The 18,139-nt window shown below is 71.6% G+C and carries 14 protein-coding genes; 9 read left to right on the top strand and 5 right to left on the bottom strand.

The window, feature by feature from the left end:
• Nucleotides 1-19 precede the first annotated feature (19 nt).
• Complete coding sequence (locus tag L2Z93_RS14760; protein WP_090590740.1) at nucleotides 20-3,178, top strand: ATP-dependent helicase; 3,159 nt, start codon at nucleotides 20-22, stop codon at nucleotides 3,176-3,178.
• Complete coding sequence (locus L2Z93_RS14755; protein WP_090590736.1) at nucleotides 3,175-6,420, top strand: ATP-dependent helicase; 3,246 nt, start codon at nucleotides 3,175-3,177, stop codon at nucleotides 6,418-6,420. Before L2Z93_RS14760 ends, L2Z93_RS14755 begins: the two co-directional genes overlap by 4 nt.
• Here L2Z93_RS14755 and L2Z93_RS14750 read toward each other — a convergent pair.
• Nucleotides 6,386-6,754, bottom strand: a complete 369-nt coding sequence (locus L2Z93_RS14750; RefSeq protein ID WP_090590733.1) for a DoxX family protein — start codon at nucleotides 6,752-6,754, stop codon at nucleotides 6,386-6,388. The two genes, L2Z93_RS14755 and L2Z93_RS14750, sit on opposite strands and share 35 nt — an antisense overlap.
• Before the next feature lie 69 nt (nucleotides 6,755-6,823).
• Here L2Z93_RS14750 and L2Z93_RS14745 point away from each other — a divergent pair, with 69 nt between their 5' ends.
• Both L2Z93_RS14745 and nudC read left to right on the top strand, forming a co-directional pair.
• Nucleotides 6,824-7,909, top strand: coding sequence for a potassium channel family protein (locus L2Z93_RS14745; protein ID WP_090590730.1), 1,086 nt, complete (start codon nucleotides 6,824-6,826; stop codon nucleotides 7,907-7,909).
• Nucleotides 7,910-7,916: 7 nt separating this feature from the next.
• On the top strand, nucleotides 7,917-8,840 hold the full coding sequence (gene nudC / locus L2Z93_RS14740; protein WP_090590726.1) for an NAD(+) diphosphatase: 924 nt from the start codon (nucleotides 7,917-7,919) through the stop codon (nucleotides 8,838-8,840).
• A 63-nt stretch (nucleotides 8,841-8,903) separates the two neighbouring features.
• Here nudC and L2Z93_RS14735 read toward each other — a convergent pair whose 3' ends face one another.
• Together L2Z93_RS14735 and L2Z93_RS14730 are read right to left on the bottom strand one after the other, a co-directional pair.
• Entirely contained in the window at nucleotides 8,904-10,628 is a 1,725-nt protein-coding gene (locus L2Z93_RS14735) for a serine/threonine-protein kinase (RefSeq protein ID WP_090590721.1), read from the bottom strand.
• 63 nt (nucleotides 10,629-10,691) lie between these two features.
• On the bottom strand, nucleotides 10,692-10,934 hold the full coding sequence (locus tag L2Z93_RS14730) for a mycoredoxin (protein WP_090590717.1): 243 nt from the start codon (nucleotides 10,932-10,934) through the stop codon (nucleotides 10,692-10,694).
• 165 nt (nucleotides 10,935-11,099) lie between these two features.
• Between L2Z93_RS14730 and L2Z93_RS14725 the strand changes: the two genes are divergently transcribed.
• The 3 genes from L2Z93_RS14725 (at nucleotide 11,100) to L2Z93_RS14715 (ending at nucleotide 13,987) form a co-directional block, all read left to right on the top strand.
• Nucleotides 11,100-13,223 (top strand): ATP-dependent DNA helicase UvrD2, encoded by a 2,124-nt coding sequence (locus tag L2Z93_RS14725; protein ID WP_090590713.1) that lies wholly within the window; start codon nucleotides 11,100-11,102, stop codon nucleotides 13,221-13,223.
• Between the two features lie 155 nt (nucleotides 13,224-13,378).
• The gene (locus tag L2Z93_RS14720; RefSeq protein ID WP_162561979.1) at nucleotides 13,379-13,588 is read left to right on the top strand and encodes a hypothetical protein; all 210 of its coding nucleotides are present in this window, start codon (nucleotides 13,379-13,381) and stop codon (nucleotides 13,586-13,588) included.
• A 132-nt stretch (nucleotides 13,589-13,720) separates the two neighbouring features.
• Nucleotides 13,721-13,987: a WhiB family transcriptional regulator gene (locus L2Z93_RS14715; RefSeq protein WP_090590709.1), complete on the top strand. Its 267-nt coding sequence runs from the start codon at nucleotides 13,721-13,723 to the stop codon at nucleotides 13,985-13,987.
• 63 nt (nucleotides 13,988-14,050) lie between these two features.
• On the opposite strand, the gene L2Z93_RS14710 is transcribed toward L2Z93_RS14715, so the two are convergent.
• Together L2Z93_RS14710 and L2Z93_RS14705 are read right to left on the bottom strand one after the other, a co-directional pair.
• Entirely contained in the window at nucleotides 14,051-14,956 is a 906-nt protein-coding gene (locus L2Z93_RS14710; RefSeq protein WP_090590705.1) for a DUF2199 domain-containing protein, read from the bottom strand.
• A gap of 34 nt (nucleotides 14,957-14,990) precedes the next feature.
• Nucleotides 14,991-15,470: a DinB family protein gene (locus L2Z93_RS14705; RefSeq protein ID WP_234786191.1), complete on the bottom strand. Its 480-nt coding sequence runs from the start codon at nucleotides 15,468-15,470 to the stop codon at nucleotides 14,991-14,993.
• A 389-nt stretch (nucleotides 15,471-15,859) separates the two neighbouring features.
• Here L2Z93_RS14705 and L2Z93_RS14700 point away from each other — a divergent pair, with 389 nt between their 5' ends.
• Nucleotides 15,860-16,738: a bacteriocin biosynthesis cyclodehydratase domain-containing protein gene (locus L2Z93_RS14700; protein WP_090590698.1), complete on the top strand. Its 879-nt coding sequence runs from the start codon at nucleotides 15,860-15,862 to the stop codon at nucleotides 16,736-16,738.
• A 69-nt stretch (nucleotides 16,739-16,807) separates the two neighbouring features.
• Nucleotides 16,808-18,133 (top strand): macrolide-binding ATPase MABP-1, encoded by a 1,326-nt coding sequence (locus L2Z93_RS14695; RefSeq protein WP_090590694.1) that lies wholly within the window; start codon nucleotides 16,808-16,810, stop codon nucleotides 18,131-18,133.
• Nucleotides 18,134-18,139: the final 6 nt, after the last annotated feature.

Raw genomic sequence — 18,139 nt, 5'->3', positions numbered from 1 at the left:
GACGTGGTGACATACAGCCATGACCACCACCGAACGCGCCACCGCCGCGGCGCTGCCGGACACCCTGCGCGGCGTCGTCCGAGTGCTCGGCGGACCCGGGACCGGCAAGAGCAGCATGCTGGTCGACATCGCCGCCGCCCGCATCGCCGCGGGCGTCGACCCGGAGAAGGTGCTGCTGCTCACCACCGCCGGCAAGCCCGGCACCGCGGCCCGAACCGCGCTGACCACCGCCCTGCTCGGCGCCCGGGGTGGCCGAACCCAGGTCATCCGAGAGCCTCTGGTCCGCACCGCCCACGGCTACGCCTTCGCGCTGCTGGCCCGCGCCGCCCAACGCGCCGGCGACCCGCCGCCACGGCTGATCACCGGAACCGAGCAGGACGGCATCATCCGCGACCTGCTGGCCGGTGACGCCGAGGACGGCGCCGCGCACTGGCCACCCGCGCTACGCCCGGCGCTGGCCACCGCCGCCTTCGCCAACGAACTGCGTGACCTGCTGGCCCGCTGTGCCGAACGCGGCATCGACCCGAGCGAACTCAAACGCCTCGGCAAACGCGCCAACCGCCCCGAGTGGGTCGCCGCCGCGCGCTTCGCCAACCAATACGAGCAGGTGATGATGCTGCGCGCCGCGGTCGGGATGGCCGCCCCACAGGCCACCATCCCGGCGCTGGGCGCCGCCGAGCTGATCGGCGCGGCCGTCGACACCCTGCTGGCTGACCCGGACCTGCTCGACGCCGAGCGCGCGCGCCTGTCGGTGTTGCTCGTCGACGACGCACAGCACCTGGACCCGCAGGCCGCCCGGCTGGTCCGGCTGCTCGCGCCCGGGCCCGAACTCACCGTCATCGCCGGTGACCCCAATCAGAGCGCATTCGGGTTCCGCGGCGCCGACGCCGGGCTGCTCGCCGAATCCGACGGTTCGCTCGTCGAACTGACCCACTCGCACCGCTGCAAACCCGCTGTCGCCAAGGCGATCTCGGCGGTGGCCGCGCTGCTGCCCGGAACCGGCCCGGCCCGCCAGCTCAGCGGTGAGAACGAGGATCCCGGCCAGGTGCGCGCCATCGTCGTCGGCTCGGCGCACGCCGAGGCCGCCGCCATCGCCGACACCCTGCGCCGGGCGCATCTGCTCGACGGCGTCGCCTGGGGACAGATGGCGGTCATCGTGCGTTCGGTCACCCGCGTTGGCGCCGCCCTGACCCGCACGCTGACCGCCGCCGGGGTGCCGGTCGCCGCTGGCCGCACCCGCCCGCCCATCGCCGAGAACGCCTGCGTGCGAGCGCTTCTCACCGTCCTGCAGGCCGCCGACGGCGACCTCGGCGGGGATGACGCGCTGGCGCTGCTGACGGGGCCGATCGGCCGGATCGACCCGGTCACGCTGCGGCAGTTGCGCCGCACCCTGCGCCGTCTCGACGGCGCCAGCCCGCCGCGGGACTTCGGCGAACTCGCCGCCGAGGCGCTCAACGCCCCCGGAGCCGTCAACGGTCCGGGCGCGCGGCAACTGCAGCGGGTCGCCGCCGTGCTCAAGGCCGCCCGCGCCGACGGCGACCCGCGCCGGCGGCTGTGGCAGGCCTGGCGGCGCAGTGGACTACAGCCCCGGCTGCTGGCCGCCGCCGAACGCGGCGGGCCGGGCGCCGCGCGGGCCGAAGCCGACCTCGACGCCGTCACCGAACTTTTCGACGTCGCCGAGCAGTTCCTGGAGCGCAGCCCCGGCGCGACCGCCCGTACCCTCGCCGATCACGTCGCCGGGCTGACCCTGCCGGTCACCGTCGGCGAACCGAACGAGACACCCGACGCGGTCACCGTGCTCAGTCCGCAGCAGGCACTCGGCCGAGAATGGGACGTGGTGGTCATCGCCGGCCTGCAGGAAGGCCTGTGGCCCAACACCATTCCGCGCGGCGGCGTGCTCGCCACCCAGGCGCTGCTGGACACCCTGGACGGGGTCACCGGTGTGGTTTCCACCCGCGCCCCGCTGGTCGCCGACGAGCGTCGGCTGCTGCTCACCGCGATGGGCCGCAGCCGTGACCAGTTGATCGTCACCGCGGTCGACTCCGGTGAGGGCGACGGCGACGAGTCGCCGTCGGCGTTCTTCCGGGAGATCTCCCGTGTCGCCACCGCGGAAAACGCGCCCGCCGATGCGGTCCCGGCCCCGCTGACCGGCCCGGTGCCGGTGCTGTCGGAGACCTCGGTGGTCGGTCGGTTGCGCGCGATGCTCTGCGCGCCGGATGGCGCCGCAACCGATGATCAAAGGCGCAGCGCGGCAACGCAGTTGGCGCGGCTGGCTGCGGCCGGAGTGCCCGGCGCGAACCCCGACGACTGGCACGGGCTGGCCACGGTCAGCACCGCGGCGCCCGTGCACGACGGCGCCGACCCGATCCCGATGTCCCCGTCGACCCTGCAGACCGTCACCGACTGCCCGCTGCGCTGGCTGGCCGAACGCCACGGCGGCTCCGACGCCCGCAATATGGCCTCCTCGCTCGGGACGCTGGTGCACGCGCTGATCGCCGACGTCGCCCGCACCCCGCAGCAGCGCGCGAACGAACTGGAAAAGCTGTGGGATCAGCTGCCTTTCGACTCGCCGTGGCACGCCCGCAACGAACTGCAGCGTCACCTCGACATGCTGGTCGCGTTCGAGGAGTGGCGGACCGGAACCCGCGGCGAGCTGACCGAGGTGGGCGTCGAGGTCGGCGTCGACGGCCCCCTCGACGCCGCCGACGCAGACGCAGACACCGCCGACGCAGACACCGCCGACGCAGACACCGCCGACGCGGACACCGGCGCCGGCGTCCGTATCCGCGGCCGCGCCGACCGGGTGGAACGCGACGCCGACGGCCGGCTCGTCATCGTCGACGTCAAGACCGGCCGCAACCCGGCCACCAAGGCCGACGCCGCCGCGCACGCCCAGCTCGCCATGTACCAGCTCGCCGTCGCCGAGGGGCTGCTCGGCGCGGGGGAGACCCCCGGCGGGGCCAGGCTGGTCTACGTCGGCAAAACCGGGGCCGCGGGCGCCACTGTGCGCGAACAGGATCCGCTCACCGACGAGACCCGCGAGCACTGGCGGCAGACCATCGCCGCCGCGGCCACCGACATGACCGGACCGGAGTTCACCGCCCGCCGCAACGCCGGCTGCGCGCACTGCCCGATGCGCGCGCACTGCCCCGCCCACCGCGACCCGGGAACAGCATGAACCGCACCCGCACGGACCTGTCCCCGGCCGAGCTCGCCGACATCCTTGGCCTGCACACACCGACCGACGAGCAGGCGGCCGTCATCGCGGCGCCGCCCGGACCGCTGGTCGTCATCGCCGGCGCCGGCGCCGGTAAGACCGAGACGATGGCCGCGCGGGTGGTGTGGCTGGTCGCCAACGGCTACGCCACCCCCGGGCAGGTGCTCGGCCTGACCTTCACCCGCAAGGCCGCCGGCCAGCTGTCCCGCCGGGTCCGGTCGCGGCTGGCCAAACTCGGCTCCGCCGGACTACTGCCCCCGAGCACGGTTGAAACCGAACAACCGGCGGTATCCACCTATCACGCGTTCGCCGGAAACCTGTTGAGCGAGTTCGGACTTCTGCTCCCCGTCGAGCCCGACGCCCGGTTGATCGGCGCCACCGAAATGTGGCAGCTGGCCTACGACGTGATCGCCCGCCACCCCGGGGAACTCGACACCACGCGCACCCCGGCAGCGGTCACCGGGCTGGTGCTCGGCCTGGCCGGCGACCTCGCCGAGCACCTCGTCGACACCGACGCGGTGCGCCACACCCACGCCGAACTCGGTCGGCTGGTCACCACGCTGCCGCCCGGTCCCCGCCAGCGCGCAGAACCGAGCAAGGACCTGCTGGCCATGCTCGACGTCCAGATCGAACGCGCCGGCCTGGTCCCGCTGATCGACGCGGTCGAGCAACGGATGCGCGACGCGAAGGTGATGGACTTCGGCGCGCAGATGTCCGCCGCCGCCCGGCTGGCCCAGCAACAGTCCGAGGTCGGGGCCCAGCTGCGCGCCCGCTACCGGGTGGTGCTGCTCGACGAATACCAGGACACCGGCCACGCCCAGCGGGTGCTGCTGTCGGAACTGTTCGGCCACGGTGTCGACGACACCCTGGCGCTGACCGCCGTCGGCGATCCGATCCAGTCCATCTACGGCTGGCGCGGCGCGTCGGCGACCAACCTGCCGCGCTTCGCCACCGACTTCCAACTCTCCGACGGCGCAGAAGCCCCCATGCTGGAGCTGCGGACCAGTTGGCGCAATCCGCCGTCGACGCTGACCCTGGCCAACGCGGTGTCTGAGCCGGCGCGACGGCGCTCGGTCGAGGTCGGCGAACTGCTGCCCCGCCCGGACGCCGAACCCGGCGAGGTGAAGATCGCGCTGTGCGGCGACATCGTCGCCGAGCGGGACTGGCTCGCCGACCAGATCGCGCGACGCTGGGCCGACGCCGTCGACGCGGCGGCCGAGCCCCCGACCGCGGCGGTGCTGGTGCGCCGCAACGCCGATTCGGGCCCCATCGCCGACGCGCTGCGCGCCCGCGGCGTGCCGGTGGAGGTCGTCGGGCTGGCGGGCCTGCTGGCCATCGACGAGGTCGCCGACCTGGTCGCGATGCTGCGGCTGGTCGCCGACCCGGCCGCCGGGTCGGCGGCGCTGCGGGTGCTGACCGGGCCGCGCTGGCGGCTCGGGGCCGCCGACCTCGCGGCGCTGTGGCGTCGCGCCCGTGACCTGCAGGGACCCGCCGGCGGCGGGGATCCCGCGCACATCGCCGCCGGTCTGGCCCCGGACGCCGACCACCCGGCGCTGGCCGATGCGATCTGCGAGCCGGGTCCCGCCGACGCGTATTCCGAATCAGGCCACCGCCGGATCGCCGAGCTCGCCGCCGAACTCAGCGCGCTGCGCGCCCAGCTGCACCACCCGCTGCCGGATCTGGTCGCCGCGGTCCGCGCGACGCTGCGGTCCGATGTCGAGGTGATCGCCGCCGGCCGCGGGACCGAGCAGCTCGACGCCTTCGCCGACGTCGTCGACGGGTACGCCGCGCGGGTCAGCAGCCGAGACGCCGACCCGGTGCTGGGCCTGCTGGGCTACCTCGACGCCGCGATGACCGTCGAGGGCGGGCTGGCCCCGGCGGAGCCGGTGACAGCCGCGGCGGGCCGGGTGCAGATCCTCACCGTGCACGCGGCCAAGGGCCTGGAATGGCAGCTGGTGGCGGTGCCGCACCTGTCCGGTGGGGTCTTCCCGTCGTCGACGGCCGGCGGGACCTGGCTGACCAGCCCCGGACAGCTGCCGCCGGTGCTGCGCGGCGACCGGGTCACCCTCGGCGAGCACGGCGTCCCGGTGCTCGACACCTCCGAGGTGACCAACCGCAAGCAACTGAGCGACACCATCACCGCGCACAAGGCCGCGCTGGCGCAGCGCCGCGACGACGAGGAACGCCGGCTGCTCTACGTCGCGCTCACCCGCGCCGAGGACACCCTGCTGCTGTCCGGGCATCACTGGGGCGAGACCGGCCTCAAACCGCGTGGGCCGTCGCCGTTCCTCACCGAACTCGCCGATATCGCGCGGGCCAACGGCTGCGGCCAGGTCGACGTGTGGTCCCCAGCTCCGGCCGTCGGCACGCCGAACCCGTTGCAGCAGAACATTATTGAGGCGATGTGGCCGGATGACCCGCTCGGTGGCGGGCGCACCAGCGTGCAGCGCGGAGCGGAACTGGTTCGCGCCGCCATGGCCGCGGCCGGCGACCCGGCCAACGTAACCAACGCAACCGACGACGACCCGTGGGCCGCCGAGGTCGACGCGCTGCTCGCCGAACGCGCCCGCGAACCCGAACAGCGCCGCGACACCCTGCCCGGGCAACTGTCGGTCAGCAACCTCGTCGAACTGGGCCGCGACCCAGACAACGCCGCCGCCCGGCTGCGCCGCCGACTGCCGTCCCCGCCGGACAGCAACACCCTGCTGGGCACCGCGTTCCACGAGTGGGTGCAGCGCTACTACCGCGCCGACCGGCTGTTCGACCTGGAAGACCTGCCTGGCGCGGTCGACGCGCCGCCGGTCGATCCGGACCAGCTGGCCCTGCTGCAGACCGCGTTCAACTCCTCGCGATGGGCCAATCGCACGCCCGTCGAACTCGAGGTCCCGTTCGAGATGGCGATCGGGGAGAAGGTCGTCCGCGGCCGCATCGACGCGGTCTTCGCCGACGGCGACGGCTTCACCGTGCTGGACTGGAAGACCGGGTCGCCGCCGAAGGACGCGGAATCCCTGGCGCACAACGCTATTCAGCTGGCCGTGTACCGGATTGCCTGGGCTGCGCTGGCAGGATGCGAACCGGAGCGGGTCAACGCCGCGTTCCACTACGTGCGCACCGGGGCGACCGTCTACCCCGAGTCGCTGCCCGGCGCCGACGATCTTGACGGACTGCTCAGCCCCGCTTCCACACCCGGTACGCCGCGATGATCATCGGAATCTGCAGCGGCAGCCGGGCGTACGCGCCCACCCGCAGCGGCAGCGGCTTGTCCCGCCACTGGTAGGCCATGTTGAAATTCGCCGGCCACACCCCGACGAACGTCAGCAGCGCGACCAGCCCGCCGAGGCGCCGGGTCGACGGCGCCGCCAACAGCGCGGCGGTTCCCAATTCCGCGACGCCGGAGGCGTAGGTGTACATCCGCGCGTCGCCGGGGAGTTGCTCCGGAACGATCGAGTCGAACGGTTTGGGCGCCGCGAAATGCAGCACCCCTATTGCGGCGAGTACGCCGGACATGAACCGGGCGATGGTCGCGGTATCGGGCATGTTCGTCTGAGGCAACGGGAGCGCCATGCTTTCATTGTGACGTGCCCCAGCCGGATCTGGTGACTTGACGTGGCGAGCAATAGGTTGCGTCGCCGGTTGCGCGGTCTCGACGACGCGCTGACCAACCGGCGTGACGCCGAACTCATCGACACCCTGCACATGCCGGAGCGGTTCGTCAGCCCGGTGTCGCGCATCCTGCGCCGAATGTTCTACGCGGTCGCGGCTTTGACCCTCGCGGTGCTCATCGTCTATCTCGACCGTGAGGGCTACCGCGACGGCGACCGGGTCGGTGGCCTGTCCCTGCTGGACTGCGTGTACTACGCGACGGTGTCGCTCTCGACCACCGGCTACGGCGACATCACCCCGGTCAGCGAACAGGCCCGACTGGTCAACGTGCTGGTCATCACCCCGCTGCGGGTGGCCTTCCTGATCGTCCTGATCGGCACCACCGTCGAGACGCTGACCGCGGCGTCCCGGCAGGCCTTCCAGATCCAGCGGTGGAGGAGATCCGTGCGCAACCACACCATCGTCGTGGGATACGGCACCAAGGGGAAGTCGGCCGTCGCCGCGATGATCGGCGACGGGACGCCGCCGGCGGAGATCGTCGTCGTCGACACCGACCAGCCGTCGCTGGAACGCGCCGCCTCCGCCGGTCTGGTCACCGTCCGCGGGGACGCCAACCGCGCCGACGTGCTGCGATTGGCCGGCGCTCAGCACGCGGCGTCGATCATCGTCGCCCCGAACAGCGACCCCACCGCGGTGATGGTCACCCTCACCGCCCGCGAACTCGCCCCCAAGGCGAAGATCATCGCCGCGATCCGCGAGTCGGAGAACCAGCATCTGCTCAAGCAGTCCGGCGCCGATTCGGTGGTGGTCTCCAGTGAGACCGCCGGCCGGCTGCTCGGCATGGCGACCGCGATGCCGAGCGTGGTGGAGCTCGTCGAGGACCTGCTCACCCCCGACGAGGGCTTCTCGATCGCCGAACGCGCGGTCGAGCGCAAGGAGGTCGGCGGCTCCCCGAAGCACCTGTCGGACCTGGTGCTCGGTGTGGTGCGCGACGGCGAGTTGATGCGCATCGACGAGCCCGGCGCGGACGCCATCGAGGAAGGCGACCGGCTGCTGTACGTCCGCACCGCGTCCGAGGACAAGGACTGAGGTCGCCATGCCCGACTTCCACCTGCGCGCCGTCCCGCTGCTGTCCCGGGTGGGCGCCGACCGCTCCGACGGCCTGCGCACCGACCTCGACGCCGCGGTGTCGGCTTGGGCGCATGCCGCTGTGTTGTGGGTCGACGTGCGCGGGCAGGTGCTGGTCAGCGGCAGCAGCGTGGTGCTGTCGCCGACGGCCGAGCTCGGCCCGACGCCGCCGGCCGACGCGGTGTTCCTCGGCCGGCTGCCCGACGACCGGCACGTCTGGGCGATTCGCGGCCCGCTGCCCGAGCCCCCGGAGGGCGCCCACGCGGCGGACCTGCGCCGCGGCGGCGCCGATCTCGACGATGTGTCCGCCCAATTGTTCGTCACCGCCACCGCGCTGCTGAACTGGCACGACGGCGCCCGGTTCAGCCCGCTGGACGGCGCGACCGTCGTGCCCATCCGGTCCGGCTGGGCGCGGCAGAATCCGGACACCGGGCACGAGGAGTTCCCGCGGATCGACCCGGCGGTGATCGTGCTGGTCGACGACGGCGCCGACCGCGTGGTGCTGGCCCGCCAGGCCGGCTGGCCGGAAAAGATGTACTCGCTGCTGGCCGGGTTCGTCGAGGCCGGCGAGTCGTTCGAGGCGTGCGTGGTCCGCGAGGCGCACGAGGAGGTCGGGCTGGCCGTTTCCAACGTGCGCTATCTCGGCAGTCAGCCCTGGCCGTTCCCGCGGTCGCTGATGGTGGGCTTCCACGGCGAGGCCGACCCGAACCAGCCGTTCGTCTACTCCGACGGCGAGATCGCCGAGGCCCGCTGGTTCACCCGCGACCAGGTCCGCGCCGCGCTGGGCGCCGGGGACTGGTCGACGCCGCAGCCCGCCGGCGACCTGCTGCTGCCCGGTTCGGTGTCCATCGCTCGGGAGATCATCGAGTCCTGGGCGTTCGCCTCAGAGTGACTGCCACGGACTGACCCGCCACGGACTCACCGGCTCGGGCTGGCCGGCTCCGGCCGGCCGCGCCTACTTGGCGGCGTGGACGACGATCTCGGAGAGTTCGGTCCTGCTGCGTCCGTCGGTGGCGCCCAGCGTGGAGATCCACACCAGCAGGTACGACGTGGGCTCGTCGGCGTCCACGGTGATGGTGTTGTCGCCGGGCTGCAGCGTGACCGGGCCGGCCAGTTTGGTGGTGTCCGCCAGCGAGCTGGGTTTCGCCGAATCCGCCGAGCGGATCTCGACCGCGGTGCCGGTGCTGGGCACCCGCACGGAAACCGTCCCGACCTTCGTCGGGCTCGGCAGCTGCAGGATCAGGCCGACGCCGGTCTTGAAGGTGGGGAACGGCACCGCGTCGGTGTAGACGTCGGTGGTCCAGCCGGTGTCCGGATCGCCGTCGATGGCGCGGTCGGCGCGTTCCGGATGGTCGGCGTCGGCGCCGTCGGCGAACACGGTCGCCTGCACGGGTTGCACCACCGCGCCGGTCTGCACGTCATCGCCCCCGCCGCCGCGCATGCCGAGGACGATGGCGACGGTCAGCGCCGCGACGACCGCGACGACCGCCGCCGCGATCACCCAGCGCCGGGAACGCGTCGGGTCCGACGGCGCTTCGGTCGGGCCGGACGCGGCAGGAGCCTGCGGCTGGGCGGCCACAGGCTGGGCCTGCGGCTGCGGCTGCGGTTGTGGCGCGGGGGCCGGGCGCTGCGGGCGCGCGGCGGCCGGGGGAGGCGTCGGCAGCGCTCGGGTGTCGGGATAGCCGGGGCCCGGCACCTCCAGCTGCCGCGTCGGCGTCGGCCCGCTGGGCGGCGCCATGCCGGGAGACGGTGCCGCGCCGGGAGGAGGTCCGCTCGGCGGCTGCCGGTACATCGGCCCACCCGGCGGTGACATCGGCCCGGTGTACTCCGGCGCCGCCAGGTGCCCGGTCGAGGTGACCGCGTGCCCATTCGCCTCGCGCAACGCGTCCCGCGCGGCCGCGGCCAGCGACGACGCGGTCTGGAACCGCTGGTCGGGGTCGACGGCCATGCCGCGGGCGATCACGGCGTCAAACGCCAGCGGCACCGCCGGGTTGAGCTCGCTCGGCTTCGGCGGCGGCTCGTGCACATGGGCGTAGAGCTGACGCTCGAGGCTCTCGCCCTCGTACGGCTTGGAGCCGGTGAGGCACTCGAACAGCACACAGGCCAGCGAGTAGATGTCGGCGCGGTGGTCGGCCACCCCACGGGTGAGCCGTTCCGGCGCGATGTAGGCGGCCGTCCCGATCGTCGCGTTGGTGTTCGTCAGCTGCGACTCACCCGGCGCGCGGGCGATGCCGAAGTCGATCAGGTACAGGAAGTTCTTCGGCGTGACCAGCAGGTTGCCGGGTTTGATGTCGCGGTGCTCCAGCCCCGCCTCGTGCGCGGAGTCCAGCGCGGCGGCGGCCTGCTCGATCAGCGAAGCGGCCTGCTCCGGCGGCAGCGGGCCGCCCTTGAGCATGGTCCCGACGTCGGTGCCGTTGATCAGCCGCATCGCGATGAACAGCCGGCCGTTGAACTCGCCGGAGTCGTAGATCGGCACGATGTGCGGCTCGTCGACGCCGGCAGCGATGCGCGCCTCACGTTCGAATCGGGCCACGAACACCGGGTCGGTGGCCGCGCCGGCGTGCAGCACCTTCAGCGCGACGTCGCGGTCCAGCGCAGTGTCATAGGCCCGATAGACCTCGCCCATCCCGCCGGTGCCCAGGGTGCCGCGCAGGCGGTACCGGCCGAACTCCTCGTCCATCGCACCTCCCGTCGGCCACCTCGTCGCGACCAGCCTATCGGCAGGTGGAATTGCGTCCGGCGATCAGAGGCCCAGTTTGGCCTTGACCTCGCGCAGGTTCGGGTTGGTCAGCGTCGAGCCGTCAGCGAACTTCAGCGTCGGAACCGTCTGGTTGCCGCCGTTGGCGCCGGCGACGAACGCCGCGGCTTCGGGGTCCTGCTCGATGTCGACCTTGCTGTACTCGATGCCGGAGGCCTTCAGCTGGGTCTCCAGCCGCTTGCAATAGCCGCACCACTGGGTCGAGTACATGATCAGAGAGTCGCTCATAGTGAGAACTAACCTATCCGACGGCCCGCGGCATTCCCCGGCGTTCGGCGGGCGGATCCCCAGGCTGCGGGGCGCATGTCGGTGTTCGTCGCCGCCAAGCTTTTCGCAGCTCGTCCCTCGCCGCTCCACTTGTCGGGCCCGCCTGACAGACTGAGTCGCGAGACCATGACTGTGACTTCCTCGGCCATCGTGGCCGCCCTGGACGACGAGCAGCGCGCGGCCGTGCTGGCCGGGCGCGGGCCGGTCTGCGTGCTGGCCGGCGCGGGCACCGGCAAGACCCGCACCATCACCCACCGCATCGCGCACCTGGTGGCCACCGGGCACGTGTCGGCCGGTCAGGTGCTGGCCGTGACCTTCACCGCCCGCGCGGCGGGGGAGATGCGCGGCCGGCTGCGCGCCCTGGAGGCCGGGCTGTCCGACGGCTCGGCCGGGGTGGCCCGGCTGGGGTCGGTGCAGGCGCTGACCTTCCACGCCGCCGCCCGACGGCAACTCAAGTACTTCTGGCCGCGGGTGGTCGGCGCCTCGGACTGGCAGCTGCTCGACAGCAAGTTCGCCATCGTCGCCCAGGCCGCCAACCGGGCCCGGGCCGGCACCGGCACCGACACCGTCCGCGACCTTGCCGGCGAGATCGAGTGGGCCAAGGCGTCGCTGGTGACGCCCGAGGGGTACGCCGCCGCGGCGGCCAAATCCGGCCGCGATATCCCGATGGACGCCGCCCAGATCGCCGCCGTCTACGCCAACTACGAGCAGCTCAAGGCCCGCGGCGAGGTCACCCTGCTGGACTTCGACGACCTGCTGCTGCACACCGCCGCCGCCATCGAGAACGACGCCGGGATCGCCGCGGAGTTCCGCGACCGGTACCGCTGCTTCGTGGTCGACGAGTTCCAGGACGTCACCCCGCTGCAGCACCGGGTGCTCTCGGCGTGGCTCGGCGACCGCGACGACCTGACCGTCGTCGGCGACGCCAACCAGACCATCTACTCGTTCACCGGCGCCACTCCGAACTACCTGCTGGACTTCTCCCGGACCTTCCCGGAGGCCACCGTGGTGCGGCTGGAGCGCGACTACCGGTCCACCCCGCAGGTGGTGTCGCTGGCCAACCGGGTGATCGGGGCCGCCCGCGGCCGGGTGGCCGGTAGCCGGCTGCAGTTGATCGGCCAGCGCCCGGCTGGCCCGGCGCCGCGGTTCTCCGAGCACACCGACGAGGTGGCCGAGGCCGCCGCCGTCGCGAAATCCATTGCGGCGCTGATTGAATCGGGCACCGAGCCCGCCGAGATCGCGGTGCTGTACCGGATCAACGCGCAGTCGGAGGTGTACGAGGAGGCGCTGACCACCGCCGGCGTCCCGTATCAGGTCCGCGGCGGCGAGGGCTTCTTCAGCCGCCAGGAGGTCCGGCAGTCGCTGGTCGCGATGGCGCGGGCCGCCGAACGCGGAACCGATCCCGACGCGGATCTGGCCGAGTTGGTCCGGGAGTTGCTGGAGCCGCTCGGGCTGACCGCCAGCCCGCCGCCGGGCGCCAAGGCGCGGGAGCGCTGGGACGCCCTGGACGCGTTGGCCGAACTGGCCGCCGAGGAAGCAGCGCTGCGCCCCGAGCTCGATCTGGCCGGGCTGGTCGCCGAACTGCGGGTGCGCGCCGACTCCCGGCACCCACCCACCGTTCAGGGCGTCACGCTGGCGTCGCTGCACGCCGCGAAGGGTCTGGAATGGGACGCGGTGTTCCTGGTCGGGCTGGCCGACGGGACCCTGCCGATCAGCCACGCCCTGAGCCACGGTCCGGACAGCGAAGCGGTCGAGGAGGAGCGTCGGTTGCTCTACGTCGGGGTGACCCGCGCGCGTGAGCATCTGGCGCTGAGCTGGGCGCTGGCCCGCACGCCGGGCGGTCGGCAGTCCCGCAAACCGTCGCGGTTCCTCAATGGCATCGCCCCGCAGTCGGCGGTTTCGGCGGCGCGCCCGGCCCGGTCGTCGTCGCGCAAGGGTGGCCGGACGCGGTGCCGGGTGTGCAACGCGGTGCTCAGCGACCGGGACGCCATCATCATCGGCCGCTGCGCGGACTGCCCGTCGAACCTCGACGAGCAGCTGCTGGCCGATCTCAAGGACTGGCGCTCGCGGATGCGCGAGGAGTTGAAGGTGCCTGCCTACGTGGTGTTCACCGACAACACGCTGATCGCGATCGCTGAGGCGTTGCCCACCGACGACGCCGCGCTCACCGCGATACCGGGGATCGGCGCGCGCAAATTGGAGCAGTTCGGCGCCGACGTGTTGGCGCTGGTCAAGGCCCGCGTTAAGTAGCCCGGATCGCGCGTGGGGATAAAACCGCAGGTCAAAAATGGGTTGTGGCTACCCGCGGGTAGCGGTTAGCCTCGACTCATCGACCGTGGCCATCGGCCGCGATCGACCACGATTGTCAGGACCCGCGTGAACCGCCGACGCCAAAGGAGGGCGACATGCACAGCGTAGTCAGCGCTCGCGTCGCCGCTCCGCGCTTTGTCGCTTCGCGCTTCGCCGCTGTGCCGTCGGCCGCCGTCCCGGCTCCCGCCACCGCTCCGGCCTTCGGCGCCGCTCCGGCCACCGCCGCCGCGTGGCACGCCGGAGCAGCCGCGACCGCCGGCAAGCACCGCGTCGACGCAGGGTCCCAGATTCGAGGTTCCGCCTAGGAACTGAACGAAACGCCTAAATGGCCACGGACCCCGTCAACCCGGATCCGTGGCCATTGTTGTTTCACCTCGAAACCAATGGTCACCGGCTCCAACAACCGGAACAGACCAGAAGGAAGTAGGTGAAATCTCATGACGACGACAGTCCTGTCCCGCCAGCGCCCGGTCCTGCCGTGTCATGTCGAGGAGGCGGATCTGTGGTTCGCCGACAACCCGGCCGACCTGGAGAAGGCCAAGGACCTCTGCGGCGCGTGCCCGCTGCGCGCCCAGTGCCTGTCCGCCGCCATCGAACGCGCCGAGCCGTGGGGCGTGTGGGGTGGCGAGATCTTCGAAGGCGGAACGATCATTGCCCGCAAGCGCCCACGCGGCCGTCCCCGCAAGGACGCCGCCGCGGCCTAGAACCAGCCCGACCCCCGCCGACGTTCGCTGCCGACGTGCGCCGTCGGCGGGGTAGGGCTGCTCTCATCCCTGGCCGGGGGCGCCCGGAGCGGTAAGGGATCTGAACACGTGCTCGGCCCATGCTCGGTTGCCGCCGAAGCCGGGCGCGCAGGTGAAGTAGATGATGTCGCCATTGCGGATGACCTGCCCGAAGAACACCGCCTCCGTGCCCCCGTCGGGCCGTGGCATGGACTCCGCCCAGAAGGTGTTCCGCAACTCCGGGCCCTCTCGCCAGGTGCGGTGTTGATCCTCGGGTGTCGGTGAGTCGCCGTGCAGGAACTCCCGCAGCGTCTCCTCGGGTGTCCGCGCGATGGTGTCCTGGAAGGTCTCGATCCCCACGGAGCGGATGTCGTCGTAGAACTCCACCAGGCCGTCCTCGCCGAATCGCCGTTCCAGCGCGGCGCTGCGTTCGACAGTCCAGCCATTGCTCAGCCGGGTCCGCACAGCGATGGGCAACGGGCAGTCATAGGACGAGAGCACTTCGTCGCGGTCCCACGTGTCGGACCGAATGCGGTTGACCCGCGGGTCCGACGACGCCGTGACGTACGGCAACTGATCCTGCGCGACGGGCCGCGCGGTCACCGGCGCGCCATACTGAGCGGGCAGGCCGGCCAGTTCGCTGGCCAGCGTGCCATCGATGACGAGATCGAGGTACGACGGGTCGTTCCAGTTTGTGCGGCAGCGCTCATAGGTGGATTTGTCGACGAGAATCCAGATTCCCAGCGCGAGCAGAACCCCACCGGTGAGGCGCACCTCCAGGATGCAGCGCACAAAGTGCCCGACGCCCTTGTGCCGGACGAGCCCACCGTCATCCCTGATGATCCGTCGTTCGTCCAGCGATGCCAGGTCGTCGGGCAGGTAACTACCGATGTCGATGCGATCGGTGTTCTCGATCGGCGCGCCGCAGCAATCGCAGGTCAGTGCTGACACGAAGTGATTATGTCCCGCCCTGAGCGACGAGCGATCAGTCCGGGACGACGAGGTCCCGGCAGATCTGTAGGTGCCCCGCGTGCTGGGCGAGCTCGCGCAGCACATGCAGGACGACGAACTGCGGAGTGGCCGAGGCGATGTCGGCACGGGTCGACCCGGTTGCCCCCGGATTCGCGATCCCGTCCTCCAGTGCCCGCGGCATCCAGGCCAGCACACGGCCGCGCGTCTGATCCAGCAGCGCCAGCGCCTCGGCGACGGTTCCGGTCGCGACGAACTCAGCCGCGCGATCCCGAGGGATATCCAACCCGGAAACGACCGAACCCAGCCAAAATCCGACCATCCCGTCGATGTGGGTGACCAGTGCGAACACGGAGTTGACGCCCGAGGCAGGGACGCCACCACGCGCGGGGACGGCGTTGATCGTCGTGTCGTCACAATCCCGGATGGCGGATTCGACGTCGTCGAGCACTTCGGATGCGATGCGCAGGTACTCCCTTGTGAACACGTCGCTCACCTGACCTCCCAACCATTGCCCGCGGTCAAACTCCCAACAATTGTCCGTGGTCGAACTCCAACCATTGTTCGCGGGCGAGTGCCCAGGGATCGTTCGCAGACGGTCGTCACAACCGTTTTCCGCATTGTGCGGGCAGCGCATTGCCCCCGCGGCGCTGTCGCTGAAGGTGAGACCGTGTCGCTCAGTGTGGGAAAGCGTCGCTCAGAGGCGGGCAAACAGGAATTGCCTTTTCCGTTGGTGCCGTTGGTGCCGTTGGTGCCGTTGGTGCTGTTGGCACCTCCGGGGCCACAGGCGTCACCGGTGAACTGTGACACCCCGCCCGCCCCGCACACAAGCACAAGCGCACCAACCTGAAGTGACCGGCGCCGCCGGATGTGCCACGGTGGCACATGGTCACCCAAGCGACGCGCTACCGGCTCGACCCCGCGTTGGCGGTGCTGTGTCGACCGGACGGGGCCGCCCAGATCGGCTGGGACCCCCGCCGGGCGGTTCTGGTCCGGACCGAAACTCAATTGCGTTCTGCCGCACTGGTTTCGGTGCTCAGGCATCTGCAGGGCGGAGCCAGCGTCGCCGACCTCAGAAACCACCTCAGAAACCACGTCCAGAGCACCGTCGACGACGGCCTGGACTCCACCATCGACGACCTGGTCGGCGAACTCGTCGCCGCCGGCATCGTCACACCGGAGCCGACCCCGACACCGAGCGCCCAGCGAAAGACCCGCTCGGCCGGCATCCGGATCCACGGGCCCGGCCCGCTGGCGCAACTGCTGCGCGACGGCCTGAGCCATTCCGGCGCGCGGGTCACCTGCACCAGCTCGGCGGGCATCGTCGTCGACCGCACCCAAACCGACCTGGTGGTGCTGACCGACCACCAGGTCGTCGACCCGCGGCTGGCCCGCGAACTCACCCGCGATCGGATCGCGCATCTGCCGGTGCGGGTGCGCGACGGCCGCGGCCTCGTCGGGCCGCTGGTGATCCCCGGAATGACCTCCTGCCTGAACTGCGCGGACCTGCACCGCGCCGACCGCGATCCGGCCTGGCCGGCGCTCGCCGCCCAGCTCCGAGACCGGATCGGCCTGGCGGACCGCTCGACGCTGCTGGCCACCAGCGCGTTGGCATTGCGTCAGGTGGACGCCGTGATCGAGGCCGTCGCCGGCGGGCCCCGACCGCCCAAACCCGCCGCGCTGGCCACCACCCTCGAGGTCGACGTCGCCGCCGGATCCATCCTGTCCCGGAGATGGCGGCGGCACCCGGCCTGCTCCTGCTAGTCACCCGGTTGACTACATCTGTTGCCACTTGGTGTCCCGGTGGTTGACGGCGTGGGGGATGATGTCGGAGTGGCAGAGATCAAGCGCAACAGCTTTTCCCGCAACGCCAAGCTGATCGGCCTGGCCGGCGGGGTCGCCGGGCGCACCGCCCTGGGCCTGGGCAAGCGGCTCACCGGCGCGTCGAAGGACGAGGTCACCCTCGAAATCATGGAGAAGGCCGCCGAACAGCTGTTCCAGGTGCTCGGCGAGCTCAAGGGCGGCGCGATGAAGGTCGGCCAGGCGCTGTCGGTGATGGAGGCCGCCGTCCCCGAGCAGTTCGGCGAGCCCTACCGCGAGGCGCTGACCAAGCTGCAGAAGGACGCCCCGCCGCTGCCCGCGGACAAGGTGCACCGCCAGCTCAACGCCCAGCTCGGCACCAAGTGGCGCGAGCGCTTCCTGTCCTTCGACGACAAGCCCAAGGCCTCCGCCAGCATCGGGCAGGTGCACAAGGCCGTCTGGCACGACGGGCGCGAGGTCGCCGTCAAGATCCAGTACCCCGGCGCCGACGAGGCCCTGCGCGCCGACCTCAAGACCATGCGCCGGCTGGTCAGCGTGTTCAAACAGCTCACCCCCGGCGCGGACGTGCAGGGCGTCATCGACGAGCTGATCGAGCGCACCGAGATGGAACTCGACTACCGGATGGAGGCCGACTTCCAGCGCGCCTTCGCCAAGGCCTACGACGGCGACGAGCACTTCCAGGTGCCGCACGTGGTCGCCAGCGCGCCGAAGGTCGTGATCAGCGAATGGATCGACGGCATCCCGCTGTCGGAGATCATCAAGAACGGCACCCAGGCCGAGCGCGACCTGATGGCCTACCGGCTGTTCCAGCTGACCGACGACGCCCCCCGCCGCCTGGAGATGATGCACGGCGACCCGCACCCGGGGAACTTCATGCTGCTGCCCGGCGACAAGATGGGCATCATCGACTTCGGCGCGGTCGCCCCGATGAAGGGCGGCATGCCGCGCGACATGGGCCGGATGCTGCGCTACGCGGTCGACAAGAACTACCCGAAGCTGCTGGAGACCATGGAGCGGGCCGGTTTCCTCACCTCCGTCGACAAGGTCGACATCCGCGACATCGACGACATGCTGCAGCAGTACGTGCAGCCGCTGGAGGTCGAGCAATTCCACTACACCCGCAAGTGGCTGCAGCGGATGGCCGCGGTCGACTTCGAGCGGGCCCCGGGCCAGATCCGCACCGCGCGTCAGCTGGCGGTGCCGCCCAAGATGGCGATCCCGATGCGAGTGATCGGCTCGTGTGTGGCCATCGCGTGCCAGCTGGACGCCTACGTGCCGCTGCGCAGCATCGCCGACGAACTGGTGCCGGGCTTCGCCGACCCCGAGGCCGAGGAGTAGCGCGGG

Origin of the sequence: Mycolicibacterium brumae (assembly GCF_025215495.1) — a bacterium.
Taxonomy (GTDB): domain Bacteria; phylum Actinomycetota; class Actinomycetes; order Mycobacteriales; family Mycobacteriaceae; genus Mycobacterium; species Mycobacterium brumae.
This window is presented reverse-complemented; position numbering and strand designations above follow the sequence as displayed.